12 protein-coding genes, 1 tRNA gene and 1 pseudogene are annotated in these 14,347 nt (G+C 52.8%); 11 read left to right on the forward strand and 3 right to left on the reverse strand.

The window, feature by feature from the left end:
* Positions 1-455 precede the first annotated feature (455 nt).
* The 4 genes and pseudogenes from OCV69_RS17120 to OCV69_RS08410 form a co-directional block, all read left to right on the forward strand.
* Positions 456-605: pseudogene (locus OCV69_RS17120) on the forward strand (hypothetical protein); the annotation flags it as partial.
* A gap of 111 nt (positions 606-716) precedes the next feature.
* Complete coding sequence (locus OCV69_RS08400; protein ID WP_158358702.1) at positions 717-902, forward strand: hypothetical protein; 186 nt, start codon at positions 717-719, stop codon at positions 900-902.
* A gap of 143 nt (positions 903-1,045) precedes the next feature.
* Positions 1,046-1,900 carry a hypothetical protein gene (locus OCV69_RS08405; protein ID WP_262563061.1) on the forward strand — a complete coding sequence of 285 codons (855 nt, stop codon included), beginning with the start codon at positions 1,046-1,048 and terminating at the stop codon, positions 1,898-1,900.
* Between the two features lie 76 nt (positions 1,901-1,976).
* Entirely contained in the window at positions 1,977-2,312 is a 336-nt protein-coding gene (locus OCV69_RS08410; protein ID WP_158358701.1) for a hypothetical protein, read from the forward strand.
* Between the two features lie 105 nt (positions 2,313-2,417).
* On the opposite strand, the gene upp is transcribed toward OCV69_RS08410, so the two are convergent.
* Positions 2,418-3,047: a uracil phosphoribosyltransferase gene (upp, locus tag OCV69_RS08415; protein WP_022272432.1), complete on the reverse strand. Its 630-nt coding sequence runs from the start codon at positions 3,045-3,047 to the stop codon at positions 2,418-2,420.
* Between the two features lie 101 nt (positions 3,048-3,148).
* The gene (locus OCV69_RS08420) at positions 3,149-3,988 is read right to left on the reverse strand and encodes a DUF4163 domain-containing protein (RefSeq protein ID WP_158358700.1); all 840 of its coding nucleotides are present in this window, start codon (positions 3,986-3,988) and stop codon (positions 3,149-3,151) included.
* A gap of 203 nt (positions 3,989-4,191) precedes the next feature.
* Here OCV69_RS08420 and OCV69_RS08425 point away from each other — a divergent pair, with 203 nt between their 5' ends.
* From OCV69_RS08425 to OCV69_RS08440, 4 genes are all read left to right on the forward strand, one after another.
* On the forward strand, positions 4,192-5,019 hold the full coding sequence (locus OCV69_RS08425; RefSeq protein WP_158358699.1) for an EFR1 family ferrodoxin: 828 nt from the start codon (positions 4,192-4,194) through the stop codon (positions 5,017-5,019).
* Positions 5,020-5,054: 35 nt separating this feature from the next.
* Positions 5,055-5,768, forward strand: a complete 714-nt coding sequence (locus OCV69_RS08430; protein ID WP_158358698.1) for an IMP cyclohydrolase — start codon at positions 5,055-5,057, stop codon at positions 5,766-5,768.
* Positions 5,769-5,796: 28 nt separating this feature from the next.
* A complete protein-coding gene (locus tag OCV69_RS08435; protein ID WP_022272436.1) occupies positions 5,797-6,975 on the forward strand; it encodes a phosphoribosylaminoimidazolecarboxamide formyltransferase in 1,179 nt (392 codons plus the stop codon).
* Between the two features lie 106 nt (positions 6,976-7,081).
* Positions 7,082-7,164 (forward strand) — tRNA-Leu (locus OCV69_RS08440).
* A 123-nt stretch (positions 7,165-7,287) separates the two neighbouring features.
* Here OCV69_RS08440 and OCV69_RS08445 read toward each other — a convergent pair.
* Entirely contained in the window at positions 7,288-7,884 is a 597-nt protein-coding gene (locus OCV69_RS08445) for a TetR/AcrR family transcriptional regulator C-terminal domain-containing protein (RefSeq protein ID WP_158358697.1), read from the reverse strand.
* A 168-nt stretch (positions 7,885-8,052) separates the two neighbouring features.
* Between OCV69_RS08445 and OCV69_RS08450 the strand changes: the two genes are divergently transcribed.
* The 3 genes from OCV69_RS08450 to OCV69_RS08460 all read left to right on the forward strand — a co-directional run bounded on the left by OCV69_RS08450 (position 8,053) and on the right by OCV69_RS08460 (position 14,345).
* Positions 8,053-10,638 (forward strand): efflux RND transporter permease subunit, encoded by a 2,586-nt coding sequence (locus OCV69_RS08450; protein ID WP_158358696.1) that lies wholly within the window; start codon positions 8,053-8,055, stop codon positions 10,636-10,638.
* Positions 10,628-13,912 carry a hypothetical protein gene (locus tag OCV69_RS08455; RefSeq protein WP_158358695.1) on the forward strand — a complete coding sequence of 1,095 codons (3,285 nt, stop codon included), beginning with the start codon at positions 10,628-10,630 and terminating at the stop codon, positions 13,910-13,912. The genes OCV69_RS08450 and OCV69_RS08455 overlap by 11 nt, the downstream gene beginning before the upstream one ends.
* A 76-nt stretch (positions 13,913-13,988) precedes the next feature.
* Positions 13,989-14,345 carry an anti-sigma factor family protein gene (locus tag OCV69_RS08460; protein ID WP_022273999.1) on the forward strand — a complete coding sequence of 119 codons (357 nt, stop codon included), beginning with the start codon at positions 13,989-13,991 and terminating at the stop codon, positions 14,343-14,345.
* The last annotated feature ends 2 nt before the right edge of the window (positions 14,346-14,347 follow it).

Consider the following 14,347-nt stretch of genomic DNA (forward strand, 5'->3'; position numbering starts at 1 on the left):
ATGGTGGCTTAAAAGTTGTACCCTAAAATATCAAATCGGATTTTTGAAATTTTCTTCAAAAAACACTTGACTTTTTATTAGCAGGCTTTCAGAAAGCTCCCGCAGCGGACGATCCGGAAAAGAGTTTTCTGTTTGTGTGCAGAGTCTGATCCTATAACAATTTAGGAGGTACACCCAATGAAACAGGGCTATGGCGTTTTTGGTGCGGCCTATGAAGTGATGCTGAGAAATGATCCCCATGATCCACGTTCCATCGATCACGAACTCCTGCGCCGGATGGTCCGTCTGGATCCAGAGTCCTATGATCTGCTTTATGCGGAGCCGCCGTTCTGTCCCCATATGGAAGGCCACGATCTGTACGGCCTGGCGCAGACATTAAAAAACAGGAGGACCGCGCCTCCATTGAGACTATCCTTGCCTTCACATCCGGGATCGCAAAAAAGTGTGAAACCTCCCTGGAGAAGAAGCGGTTCGGGGGAACAGAACAGGAGATCCTGGCCCGCGGTACAGACTGGTGCACGGACATGGCCCGCGTGGCGGTCGTTCTTTTGGGATGTATCGGTATTCCTGCCAGAGTTCTCTATCTCGCTGATCCAGAAAGGGCATACCATGGACATTCGGCGGTGGAGGCTTTTTACGATGGAAAATATGGGGCGGCGGATCCCATCTATGGGTACACCTTTTATGATGGGGGCCCACTGGATGCATATACACTGATGTATGAACCACAGCATCTGAAGCATCTGCCGGAAGAATACAGAAGTCTTTTTCAGTGTATCGCCGTCAGCAGGTATGATCCTATGGATCCGTCCAATGATTACTCTGTGTCAGCAGTCAATGCCTATTACCGGACTGTACTGACCCGGGAGCATCATGGACACTGGATGATGGGAGAGGGGTAACGGCCGGTCTGCTGCTGCTGTCCTTGTGTCAGATCCCTGCGGAGGATACAGACGTCTGGCATCCGCCAGCCGTCATAAAAATTTCTGCCAAGAAAATACTATAAAACCGGGGCGCTATAAGGCCCTGGAAAGGAGGCAGCCAGATGAAAAGAAAAGTCTGGATCCCAATGACAGTCATTGCCGCCATGCTCCTGATCCCGGTTCCTTTAAGATATAAGGACGGGGGCAGTGTATGCTTCAAGGCGGTCTTATATGATGTGACCCGATTCCACCAGCTGGATCTGGACTCCCAGACCGGATATGATGATGGATGGAGGATCCGGATACTGGGGATCCCTGTATATGATGATCGGGAGGAACCGGATACGAAGGAAGCGGATATGGCAGAGCATGAGGCTCCGCCGCGCGGGCAGCCAGCGGCTTATGATCCCATTTTAGAGGAATACAGCCAGATGGTGCAGAATGATTTTTATGTGGATCTCAGGGATTCAGAGCTTTATGAAAGCAGCTTTGGAGAGCATATCAGTATGGAGATCCGCACCCATGAGCAGGATATATATTACGCCCTTTATGATATAGACGGGAATGGGACCCAGGAGCTTTTGATCGCTGGCGGAGAGTATGGGACTGTGTCCCCGGTCTTTACTCCGTGGAATTATGATCTGTACGGATGGAATGGAACCCATGCGGTCCGTATTTTCCCGGAAATGGAGTTTGGATACAGGACCAATTTTTCGCTTTATGAAAACGGGGTCATCGAGGTGTTTTACAGCAGCAGCGCTGCGGAATCCGGAACGGATCTCTATAAAATTTCGGATGACGGGGTAAACGCCATGCGGATCGACTCTTTTACGTCCACGGCCCGTCTGGAAGGAGAAACTCCGGTATTTACTTATATGCAGAATGGAACGGAGATCTCTGAAGAAGAATATCATGCCAGGATCCAGGCGTATGAGATCCCCCTTTCAGAAGCGCCGGAGTGGATCCAGATCCAGTAGACCTCCATTCCCATTTCTTTGTACTGGATCTGGAGATGGTCTGGATCATTCATTGGTCAGAAAGGAAGGTGCAGTTATGAAAAAACGGATCCTTATTTGCTTACTGATACTTGTTGGCGCAGCGTTTCTTTTTTATCTGGGGATCCAGAAGACCCATACGTTTACCCTGGCAGACAGGGAAGGCACTTCGCTGAAGGGAGAGCAGATACAGCCGGTATTTGGGACTGTCCAGGTTTCCAGCAGCTGCGATACAGCCGTAGTCTTTACAGATACCGAAACAGGAGAGACGTATGAGATCGGCTATCTTACCCCGGGCATACGGGAGAAGATCCGTCTGCGAAGAGGAAGGTGGTATACGGTGACCGGCGCAGGAGAGCTTACCATGGGGGCGGTCATCCTCAGGATCGAATAGGCGGTGCGAATGCGGCCTGCCTTTGGATATCCGTCATAAAAAGGAGCTGCTGCAAAAGGAAAGCACGGAAAACTTTCTTTTGCAGCAGCTCCTTTGCTGTCTGTTTTATTTGGTTCCGAAGATCCTGTCTCCGGCGTCGCCCAGACCCGGACAGATGTAGGCTTTTTCATTTAACTGGCGGTCCAGATGGCCCACATAGATCTGGACATCCGGATGGGCCTTTCTAAGACGCTCCAGGCCTTCCGGGGCCGCGATGACGCACATGAATTTAATATGCTTTCCGCCATGCTGCTTGATGAAGTCAATGGCTGCCACAGCAGAGCCGCCGGTGGCCAGCATGGGGTCTGTTACTACAATGGTACGCTGCTCGATGGGATCCGGCAGCTTACAGAAATATTCGTGGGGCTGATGGGTCTTTTCATCCCGGTACAGGCCGATGTGGCCGACCTTGGCAGTGGGCACCAGGGCCAGGATCCCGTTGACCATGCCAAGTCCTGCACGCAGGATCGGTACCACGGCCAGTTTCTTTCCGGCAATAACAGGAGTCATACAGGTTTCGATGGGAGTTTCCACTTCGACCTCCTCCAGAGGAAGATCCCGCAGGGCCTCATAGCCCATGAGAGTTGCGATTTCCTCGATCAGGGTCCTGAATTCATTTGTACCCGTTCTCTTATCTCTCAGCATGGAGATTTTATGCTGCACCAGCGGATGTTCGATGATCGTTACATTTTCCATAGTATTATCCAGCCTTTCCTCTTTATTTGTATCCCGGGCACAGAACGGTCCCCGGGCATCGATCTTCCCATAATCCTATCAGAAATCCAACGGGAAATCAACTATTTCGTATCCGGCGTATAGCTTACGATCACGTAATCGCCCAGGGCATGGGGCACAGGCACAGCCATGTAAATAACGCCCTGGTTCTCGTAGGAAAAGGACTGGGGGAAGCCCTCCAGATTTTCCGCCGTGAAATCGCACTGCTTCAGGATCTCCCACATGGCGTTGAGGTCCTGGGTCTTTAAATACTCCAGCGCCTCTTTTGAGTCTGCGGGCTTTTTCAGCACACAGTCGTCGGACAGGATATATCCGGCCATGGTATAGGCGTCGGCGTAATCGGAAAGCCCCTGGAGCGTCCCCTTGTTTAGATCCACTGTGGTGGTATAAAAAAGATCAGAGGGGTGGGCGGCTCCGTTTACCATCAGAGAGCCTTCATAGGTAAGGATTGCTTTGTTTTTATCCAGAGATACGACGGTGCATTTGACCGACAGGGTATCGGCCGCCGGATCGACCTGATAATCCGTTAAAACCTGGAGCGCTTTTTCTTTAATAAGAGCATTGACCGCATCCTCCATCTTCGGATCCCGCAGATTGGATAAGACTGCGTATTCAATGGACGTCTTTCCCTGCTTCTCCGTGGCGATCTTGGACCGGACGCTCAGGGCAGAGGAGGAATCCGCTCCCTTCTGGGTCTCCTCCGTTTCTTTTTCCGTTTCCTTCTGGGTCTCTTTTTCCGTTTCTTTTTCTTTATCCCCGCCGGAAGCCTCTGTGGAAGCCATGGTCTCAGCCTCCGAGGTATGGAGGGTATCCAGGTCGATCTTTTCCCTGGATTTGCATCCGGAAGCCGAAAGGGCCACAGCGGCTGCCAGCGCCGCAAACAGAACGTGTTGTTTTCTCATCTGTAACGAACCTCCTTCACGCAGCATAAAGCTGCCGTATAGATATCATTATAAACCATAGGCCGTTTAAAGTACAGGAGAAGAAATATGTAGAAATTCTTAATTTTCTGTAATGGATTTTGAATTGTGTATTTCCAACCACAGGAAAATATGGTATGCTGTACATAATGAAGGACTATGTCCTGTTAGGGAGGTCAAACACCATGGAAAGAAAAAAAGTATGGGCGGTCTATTTCAGCGCCACAGATACCACCAAGAAAACAGTTCTGACCATTGCCGATGAGGCGGCGCGGCTTCTTGGGGCAGAACGGGAGGATTATGATTTTACCCTTCCCGGAATGAGAGAAAACGGTTTTGCTGCGGGGAAAGACGATCTGGTGATCTTCGGAACGCCGGTCTATGCCGGGCGCGTTCCCAATGTACTGTTAAAATACCTGGCCACCATTCAGGGAAACGGCGCTCTTGCGGTTCCGGTGGTGCTTTTTGGAAATAGAAATTTCGACGACGGCCTCATTGAGCTGCGGGACATCCTGGAAAATACCGGTTTCCATACAGTGGCTGCCGCTGCCTTTGTAGGCGAGCATTCCTTCTCAAAGACCCTGGCTGCCGGCCGTCCCGATGCAGACGATATGAAAGAGGCCCTGGCCTTTGCCGGAAAGGTTGCGGAGAAGGTGAAGGGGCTTCCAGAGGGAGAAGCGCCTGCCCCTGTGGAAGTGGATGGCGTACCCCATCCCTACCGGGGCTACTACCAGCCCAGAGACCGGAAGGGCGTTTCCATTGATATCCGGAAGGTAAAATCCCTGGTTTCTGACGCCTGCGACGATTGTAAGATCTGTGCCGATGTCTGTCCCATGGGCTCCATCAGCCATGAAAACGTGCGGGAATATACAGGTATCTGTATCAAATGCGGGGCCTGCATTAAAAAATGTCCAAAGCAGGCCAGATATTATGAGGATGAAGGCTATCTTTACCATCAGCATGAACTGGAAGAGGGCTATACCCGCCGGGCTGCCATCTCCCTTTTCTTATAAAAACAGCGAAAACTAATAATCTGGAGGAGTATCCTATGAAATTATTATCACTTGCAGAGGAATTAAGGAGTAATTCCTATCCGGGCAGAGGAATCGTCATCGGCAGATCCAAAGACGGAGCAAAGGCTGTCACCGCGTATTTCATCATGGGCAGAAGCGAAAACAGCAGGAACCGCGTATTTGTAGAAGAGGGAGAGGGGATCCGCACCCAGGCCTTCGATCCGGCAAAGCTTTCCGATCCCAGCCTTATCATCTATGCGCCGGTCCGTGTCCTGGGCAATAAGACCATTGTGACCAATGGAGACCAGACCGACACCATCTACGAGGGAATGGATAAGCAGCTCACCTTTGAGCAGTCCTTACGCTGCCGGGAATTTGAGCCGGACGGACCCAACTACACGCCCCGTATCTCCGGGATCATGCACATTGAAAATGGAGGCTATAATTACGCCATGTCCATCTTAAAGAGCAGCAATGGAAATCCGGAAAGCTGCTGCCGGTTTACCTATGCCTATGAAAAGCCTTTAAACGGCGAAGGCCGGTTCATCCATACGTACATGGGCGACGGAAATCCCCTTCCCAGCTTTGAAGGCGAGCCGAAGCGGGTGGAGATCGACGGGACCATCGACGAATTTACAGAGATGGTATGGAACAGCTTAAACCAGGATAACAAGGTTTCCCTGTTCGTACGGTTCATTGATATTGCCACAGGAACGTATGAGACCAGGATCGTAAATAAAAATAAGTAACAGATCATATACAAAAGGAGACGTTTCAATGAAAGAGATGGAATTAAAATACGGCTGTAACCCCAACCAGAAACCGTCCAGGGTTTTCATGGAGAATGGAAGCGAACTGCCCATCACCGTCTTAAATGGAAGACCGGGCTATATCAACCTTTTAGATGCTTTTAACGGCTGGCAGCTGGTAAGGGAATTAAAGAAGGCCACCGGACTTCCCGCAGCCACATCCTTTAAGCACGTATCCCCGGCCGGAGCCGCTGTGGGCCTTCCCATGGACGACGTATTAAAGAAGATCTACTGGGTAGACGATCTGGGAGAGCTCTCCCCCCTGGCCTGTGCATACGCCAGGGCCAGAGGAGCGGACCGTATGTCTTCCTTCGGCGACTTTATTTCCCTTTCCGATCCCTGCGACGTGGATACGGCGAAGCTCATTAAAAGAGAGGTTTCCGACGGCGTCATTGCTCCGGGCTATGAGCCGGAGGCCCTGGAGATCTTAAAGGCAAAGAAAAATGGAAATTACAATGTGATCCAGATCGACGAAAATTACGTTCCCGATCCCATCGAGCGCAAGCAGGTCTTTGGCATTACCTTTGAGCAGGGACGCAATGAGCTGGATATCAATAAAGATCTCCTGTCCAACATCGTTACAGATAATAAGGAGATGCCGGAAGCTGCAAAGGTAGATCTGATGATCGCCCTTATTACCTTAAAGTACACCCAGTCCAACTCCGTGTGCTATGTAAAGGGCGGCCAGGCCATCGGTATCGGAGCGGGCCAGCAGTCCAGAGTCCACTGTACCCGTCTCGCAGGCCAGAAGGCAGACAACTGGTTCTTACGGCAGGCTCCCCAGGTTTTGAACCTTCCGTTTATCGATAAGATCAAACGGGCCGACCGGGATAATGCCATCGACGTTTATATCGGGGACGAATACATGGACGTGCTGGCGGACGGTCAGTGGGAGAAGATCTTCACAGAGAAGCCGCCGGTATTCACAAGAGAAGAGAAGCGGGCATGGCTGGATCAGATGCAGGATGTGGCCCTGGGCTCCGATGCCTTCTTCCCCTTTGGAGACAACATCGAAAGAGCCCATAAGAGCGGTGTTAAATACATTGCCCAGCCAGGCGGCTCTGTCCGTGACGATAATGTCATCGAGGTCTGCAATAAGTATGGCATGACCATGGCGTTTACGGGGATCCGGCTGTTCCACCACTAAAAAGATGGATCTGCCGGCCCTTCAGACCGGCAGATTTTTCCGAATAAAAATTTCCCTTGCAAATCTTCAAAACCTATGATAGACTTATATTCGGTTTTGAACCGATGCCGGCATGGCGGAATGGCAGACGCATCAGACTCAAAATCTGACGGGGGCAACCTCGTGCCGGTTCAAGTCCGGCTGCCGGCACTGCCAGAAAGGGCGCTGTACGCAAGGGAAATTTCCTGTGTACAGCGCCTTTTTTCGTATCTTTCCATAAACCATCCGGGAGAACCGAACTCCCAGATGCCATCTGCCCTGGGAGGAAGAGGATCAGCCTGTTTCTTCCGTCATGCGGCTGCTCCGCACATACCGGTCCAGGGAGGTTTCCAGAGAACCCTCCAGGGCAATGAGCAGATACCGGGTCAGCTGCTCCTCGGAGGATTCCATATCGCTCTGGATCCAGCCGATCATGATCCCGGAAACAGCCTCCAGGTAAAACGCAGCCAGAAAATCCAGGTAATCATCGGGTACCGCCCGCCCACGGCACAGCTCCCGCAGCCGGTCATGCATCATTCCGGAAATGTCCTCCACGCAGATCCGCCGGAAGGAATCGCCCCCCATGCTGCTCAGGGCAGACTTACACACCGCAGCATTTTCCTTTAAATACCGGATCAGATTCTGGATCCACACCTCCAGGGTAGGGCACCGGGACCGGTCGGCAAATAGCTTCTCGAAATCCTGCCGGAAGGTCCAGGACAGCAGATCGTAAATATCCTGGAAGTGGTAATAAAATGTATACCGGTTAATACCGCAGTCGTCGGCCAGCTCCTGTATGGTAATGCGGCCCAGATTTTTTCTCGTCATCAGCTTTTTCAAAGAGGCCGCCATCTGTTCTTTTCTGTGCAGGGACAATTCGTTTCGTTTCATATACTCTCCATTATCGTGATCTTTTTTCCGTAAACGCACCACAATTATATCAAAATGTGTAGATTTACACAAGTGACGAATATTGTGTATGGGAAGTTTTCAGCGTTTGATATATAGTTTTGTACATTGAAACAACAGACCAGACAGAGGAAGGAGCAGAAAGAAATTATGGAAGACAACAGACAGAAACCGGGCTTCTTTGTCCGGCTGGCAACTCTGATCGTGGATAAAAGAAACCTTTTTTTCCTGCTGTATACAGCAGGGATCATCTTCAGCCTTATTTCGCAGGGCTGGGTCCAGGTGAATAATGACATCACCGATTATCTGCCGGAGGAGACAGAGACACGGCAGGGTCTCCAGCTGATGGAAGACGAGTTTACCACCTTTGGCACAGCCCGGGTCATGGTTTCTAATATTACATATGAAAATGCGGAGGAGCTGAAGGATGTGATCGAGGCCATCCCGGGAGTTTCCTCTGTGACCTTTGGCGATCAGGTGGACGAGGATGAAAATACCATCGACGCCGATGACCGGGACGACTATTATAAGGATTCAGCCGCCCTGTATTCCGTGACCTTTGAGGGAGAGACCGACGATCCCGTCAGTGAAGAGGCCATGGTGCAGTTAAGGGAGACCTTAAAGGATTACGACCTTTCCATTTCCTCCGAGGTAGGAGAGGACGGGTCTGCAAGGCTTGAAAAGGAAATGCAGAGCATTCTTGTGGTGGCCGCCATCACGATCCTTGTGGTGCTCTTCCTGACCTCCAGGACTTATGGAGAGATCCCGGTGCTGCTTCTGACCTTTGTGGCAGCGGCTCTCTTAAATAAAGGAACCAACTATCTTCTGGGAGAGATTTCCTTTATTTCTGATTCCATCGCCGTGGTCTTACAGCTGGCCCTGGCCATTGACTATGCCATTATCCTGTGCCACCGGTTCAGTGAGGAGAAGGAGACGGCAGATACCCGTACAGCCTGTATCCTGGCCTTAAGCAAGGCGATCCCGGAGATCTCCTCCAGCTGCCTGACTACCCTGGCCGGCCTGGCCGCCATGATGTTCATGCAGTTTGGCATCGGCATGGACCTGGGCGTCGTCCTTATCAAGGCCGTGCTTTTCAGTATCCTCTCGGTATTTACCTTAATGCCGGGGCTTCTTATGCTGTTTTCCAAGCTCATCGAGCGGACCCCCCATAAGAGCTTTATCCCGAAGATCACCGTCTGGGGGCGGTTTGTGACCAGTCTGAAATACATCACTCCGCCGCTGTTTGTAATCGCCTTTGCCGCCGCCGCCTATCTGGCTGGAAACTGCCCGTATTCCTACGGCACTAATACAGTGAAAACTGAAAAGAAAAATGAAACGGAGATCGCCAGGGAGAATATAGACAACGTTTTTGGAAGCCAGAATACCCTGGCAGTGGTGGTCCCGGCCGGGGACTATGAAACAGAGGAGCGGCTTTTAAAACGTCTCAGCGCCTTTCCCCAGGTGGACACAGCCCTGGGCCTGGCCAACGTGGAGGTAAAGGACGGATATGTTCTGACGGACGCCCTGACGCCCAGACAGTTTTCCGAGCTGACGGATATGGATATGGAGATCTGCCGCCTGTTCTATAAGGCCTACGCCGCCGACCGGGAGGAATATGTGCGGATCATCAATAATATTGACGTTTTCAAGGTCCCCATCATCGATATGTTCCAGTTTTTATACCAGTATGTGGGCGACGGGTATCTGGACCAGGGATATATCACCCTGGACGACGATACCAGAAGTGATCTGGATGACCTGAACAAACAGATCAATGACGCCAAGGAGCAGCTCCAGAGCGAAAAATACTCCCGGATGCTCTTAAATCTGGCTCTGCCGGAGGAGGGCCAGGAGACCTTCGCGTTCCTGGATACCCTCCATGAGGTGATCGGAGGCTATTATCCGGCCGGAAGCTTTTATCTGGTGGGCAATTCCACCAGCGATTATGACCTTGCGTCCTCCTTCTCCCACGACAATACGCTCATCAGCGTCCTGACCATCGTATTTGTGATCCTGGTGCTTTTATTCACCTTCATGTCCGTGGGCCTTCCTGTTCTGCTGATCCTGGTGATCCAGGGAAGCGTGTGGTTAAACTTTTCCTTCCCCACGCTCCAGAACAGCCCCGTATACTTTTTAAGCTATCTGATCGTCAGCTCCATCCAGATGGGCGCCAACATTGATTATGCCATCGTAATCTCCAGCCGCTACCAGGAGCTGAAAAATAAGATGCCGCGGAGAGAGGCCATGATCGAAACGCTGAACCTGTCGTTCCCCACGGTATTCACCTCCGGGACCATCATGGCCTCCGCAGGTATCTTCATCAGCAAGATGACCACGGATCCGGCCATTTACGCCGTAGGCCTGTGCATCGGCCGCGGCACCATCATCTCCATGCTCTTAGTCATGGGGATCCTTCCGGGTATTCTGCTTTTAGGAGACACCATCATCGACCGGACCACCTTCAATATCAAATATCCGGCCATCGTCCAGACCACAGAGGCCGTGGGCATGGTACGGCTGGACGGGCGGATCCGCGGCACAGTTTCCGGTAAGATCGACGCCGAGGTCCACGGAGTCTTAATGGGAGACGTTTCCGCTGTGATCTCTGCCGGAAATCCGGATGCGGTGAAGGCCATCGGGGAGCTGCCGGATGGAGAAGATCCCGGCAGCCTGGAAGAAAAGCCAGATGAAAACGAGAAAAATACGGAGAAAGGAGAAAATGACCATGAAGCATAAAGCAAAAAAAATATCGGCAGTGATCCTGTCCGCCGTCCTGGCAGCTTCCTCCTTTTCATCCATTCCCGCCTATGCGGACGGCGAAACGGTCCAGATCTCCAGCGCCGAGGATTTTGCCGCCTTTTCAAAAAACTGCACCCTGGATTCCTGGTCCAGAGGAAAGACCATAAATCTGACGGCTGATATCAGTCTGGCCGATACAGACGTTTCTCCTGTGCCGATCTTCTGCGGTACCTTCAACGGAAACGGCCATACCATTTCCGGCCTGGATCTGGACGGAGGCAACTCCTACCAGGGACTGTTCCGGTTTGTGGCAGAGGATGGCGTTATAAACGGACTGACCGTCTCCGGCACTGTGTCGGCGGACGGCGCCCAGGAGTATGTGGGCGGGATCGCAGGCAGCGTCCGCGGCATTGTACGGGACTGCAGCTTTGAGGGCGTCATCGACGGGACCATGTATGTGGGCGGAATTGCAGGCATCACAGAAAAAACGGGACGGATCGAAAACTGCCGGGTCATCGGCATGGTCCAGGGAGAAAAATACATCGGGGGCATCACCGGACGGAACGACGGCTCCATTTCCGCCTCTGTAAACCATGCACGGATCAATCCCCTGGCCGGAGGGCTCAGCGCCAGTCTGGAGGAAGAGGCACCGGCTGATGTGAAGGATACGGCGCTGGACCGGACAGAAAGCACTCTGGAAAATGCCAGAGATACGGCTGAGGTATCCCAGGATACGGGAGGGATCGCAGGCTTTTCCAATGGAAATATCTTAAACTGCACCAATGAAGGCGCAGTGGGCTATCCCCATGTGGGCTACAACGTGGGCGGCATCGTGGGGCGTACCAGCGGCTACCTGTCCGGCTGTACCAACAAGGGAAAGATCAACGGCAGGAAGGATGTGGGCGGCATTGCCGGACAGCTTGCCCCCGATATCCAGCTGATCTTTTCCACGGACACCCTGGATAAGCTGGATCACGAATTATCTGTGCTTTCCAGCCTGGCCGACACCGCCATGGACCACACGGACGGAAACCGGGATGTAATCTCCAGACGTCTGGACGCCATTTCTGATTATGCAGAATCTGCCTCGGACCACACCTCCGACCTGGCAGATATGACTGTGGACTGGGCCGACGGGAATCTGGAGGTCATCAATGATCTCATGGACCGGGTCGGCGATACAGTGGACCGGTTAAACGAGATCACCAGCAGCGCTGAGGGGATCCTGGATACAGTGGGAGAAGGCGTAGAGCTTCTGGAGGATTGCGTGGACGAGGCCGGAAGCGCCCTGGGCGCCGGGGCCAAAGGAGAGCAGGAGCTCCGGGACATGATCCAGAAAATGAAGGATTACAACGCCATCCAGAAGGAATGTGCCGCCGCCATACGTGAGGATGCAAAGAATATGCTGAAGGCCCTGGCGGAGGGCGATCTGGAGGGAGCCTCGGAGCTGGCCGCAGATATGGAGGAGCAGGCGGCGGAATATAAAAATGCCGCCCAGGGCAAGCTTGAGACTTTAAAGCAGTTCCGGGAAGCCATCAAGGATCTCCCTGCCATTGCCGACAAGCTCCGGGGCAGCGCCGGGAGCCTGGAGGAGGCCATGGATACCCTGGAGCACGTCTCCTATGATGTGGCTGACACAGCCGCGGAGGTACACCGCCTGTTCCAGGATCTCTCGGACCGGGATGACATCCAGTTCAAGTCCCTGGGTGACGACTATAAGGCCAAGGGAGACCAGGTCCATGACTCCGTCAGCGCCATCGGAGACCAGCTGGATCTCCTGAACCAGGAGGTGGGAGCCACTGGAGACGCCCTTTCTGCGGATATGCGGAGCCTAAAGGACCAGCTCCAGGTCATCAGCGATGTGCTGGACGACGCGGCGGACGATGCCAGGGAGTCCGATAAGGACGATCTCTGGAGCGACGTATCCGAGGAAGAGATCTATCAGACCACCGTCGGAAAGGCCGAGGGCTGCATTAACAACGGTGTGGTGGAAGGAGACATCAACGCCGGAGGCGTAGCCGGAGCCATGGCTGTGGAAAGTATGCTGGATCCGGAGGAGGACATTGAGCGGGTCGGGGACGATTCCTTCAGCTTTCACTACGAAACCCGGGCGATTCTGTTAAACTGTGAGAACCGGGTACCCGTCACCTCCAAAAAAGACTACGCAGGAGGTATCGTTGGCCGCATGGATCTGGGATATATCCTGGACTGCCGGAACTACGGAAATGTGGAGAGCACTGATGGAAGCTATGTGGGAGGAATCGCCGGAAGCTCCGCCTCCACCATCCGAAGATCCCAGAGTAAATGTATGGCTTCTGGCAAAAACTTTGTGGGGGGGATTGCCGGGGATGGCTACAATCTGACAGAAAATCTTGCCTTTGTATCCATTGGGGACGGTGAGATGTATTGCGGCGCCATTGCAGGCCGTGTGGATGATGAAGGCGAGATTTCAAGCAACCGGTTTGTGGAGAATGGAAGCGCCGGCATCGACGGAGTCAGCTACGCGGGAAAGGCCGAGCCCATTTCCTATGAAAGCCTCATGGCAGAAGAAAACGCCCCGGAAGAATTCGGGAAATTTGCTCTGACGTATATCGCTGATGACACTCTGGCGGGCCGCGTTTCCTGTAAATATGGAGAGCCGCTTTCCGGCCTTGCCGTTCCCTCCGTGCCGCAGAAGCCGGGATATCACGGAGAGTGGGAGCCTGTGGGCGAAGATACCATCACCTTTGACCATGTGTTAAAGGCTGTTTATACGCCTCATGTGACCACGGTGGAAAGCAGCGCCCGGAGGGATGACGTGCGGGCTGTGATCCTGGCCGAGGGCACCTTCCATGAGGATACAGAGTTGTCAGCAGAAAAGCTGTCAGAGGAAAGGGACCGTGAGACCTGGAGGATCACGCTCACCGGAGATCTGGGCGGTGAGGAGGAGTCCCAGGAAGCCTATACCTACCGCTTTATCCTTCCCAGGGACTGGGAAAACGCTTCTCTGACCATAAAAACAGCCCAGGGGACGGAAGAGGCCGGCTGCAAAAAGGACCAGAGCGCCCTGGTGTTCTCCACTGCCTGGACGGACTTTGAGCTGACGGCGGAAAAAACAGGCGCAGGTGCGAAGGGAGGCTGGATGATCCCGGCGCTGGCAGGAGGTGCGCTCCTGGCGGCGGCTGTCCTGGTATTCCTTTTTGTAAAGAAGAAAAAAAGAGCTTTGCCAGAGGAAAACGGGGACCATCAGAAAGCCGTCCAGGAGGCTGAAAAAGATTCGCCGTTGAAATAATGACCGATCTGGTGTATGATGGAGGCAGTAAGAGCTGCCTCCATTTTTCGGCAGTATGGAAAGGAGCGTGCCGGTGATGACATGTATGGAAGCGGAGAAAATGGTGATCCCGTATATCAACGACCAGCTTTCGGTGACAGAGCTGGAGGATTTCATTGAGCACATTAAGACCTGCGAGAACTGCCGGGAAGAGCTGGAGATCCACTATATGGTGGATGTGGGTTTAAAAAAGCTGGATGAGGCCGACGGCACCTATGACATCGTCGGCGATCTGAAACGGAAGCTGGAGAGCTCAGAGGCTGTCCTGCGGCGCTTCTTCACCTTCCAGGTGGCCCGCTATGCCGTCAGCACCCTGATGGCCATGGCCCTGGTGGTCATATTCCTCTTACAGCTCAGGATCTGGAAGCAGGCAGGCTTCTTTATATCAATTTAGGA

The sequence above is a fragment of the Alitiscatomonas aceti genome, from assembly GCF_025567195.1.
Taxonomy (GTDB): Bacteria; Bacillota; Clostridia; order Lachnospirales; family Lachnospiraceae; genus Alitiscatomonas; species Alitiscatomonas aceti.

Excerpts from the sequence above, each read along its gene's own strand:
- OCV69_RS08435 (WP_022272436.1), top strand. The coding sequence starts at position 5,797 with ATGAAAGAGATGGAATTAAAATACGGCTGTAACCCCAACCAGAAACCG.
- OCV69_RS08455 (WP_158358695.1), top strand. The coding sequence starts at position 10,628 with ATGAAGCATAAAGCAAAAAAAATATCGGCAGTGATCCTGTCCGCCGTC.
- OCV69_RS08400 (WP_158358702.1), top strand. The coding sequence starts at position 717 with ATGTATGAACCACAGCATCTGAAGCATCTGCCGGAAGAATACAGAAGT.
- OCV69_RS08410 (WP_158358701.1), top strand. The coding sequence starts at position 1,977 with ATGAAAAAACGGATCCTTATTTGCTTACTGATACTTGTTGGCGCAGCG.
- OCV69_RS08425 (WP_158358699.1), top strand. The coding sequence starts at position 4,192 with ATGGAAAGAAAAAAAGTATGGGCGGTCTATTTCAGCGCCACAGATACC.
- upp (WP_022272432.1), bottom strand. The coding sequence starts at position 3,047 with ATGGAAAATGTAACGATCATCGAACATCCGCTGGTGCAGCATAAAATC.
- OCV69_RS08445 (WP_158358697.1), bottom strand. The coding sequence starts at position 7,884 with ATGAAACGAAACGAATTGTCCCTGCACAGAAAAGAACAGATGGCGGCC.
- OCV69_RS08430 (WP_158358698.1), top strand. The coding sequence starts at position 5,055 with ATGAAATTATTATCACTTGCAGAGGAATTAAGGAGTAATTCCTATCCG.
- OCV69_RS08450 (WP_158358696.1), top strand. The coding sequence starts at position 8,053 with ATGGAAGACAACAGACAGAAACCGGGCTTCTTTGTCCGGCTGGCAACT.
- OCV69_RS08460 (WP_022273999.1), top strand. The coding sequence starts at position 13,989 with ATGACATGTATGGAAGCGGAGAAAATGGTGATCCCGTATATCAACGAC.
- OCV69_RS08405 (WP_262563061.1), top strand. The coding sequence starts at position 1,046 with ATGAAAAGAAAAGTCTGGATCCCAATGACAGTCATTGCCGCCATGCTC.
- OCV69_RS08420 (WP_158358700.1), bottom strand. The coding sequence starts at position 3,988 with ATGAGAAAACAACACGTTCTGTTTGCGGCGCTGGCAGCCGCTGTGGCC.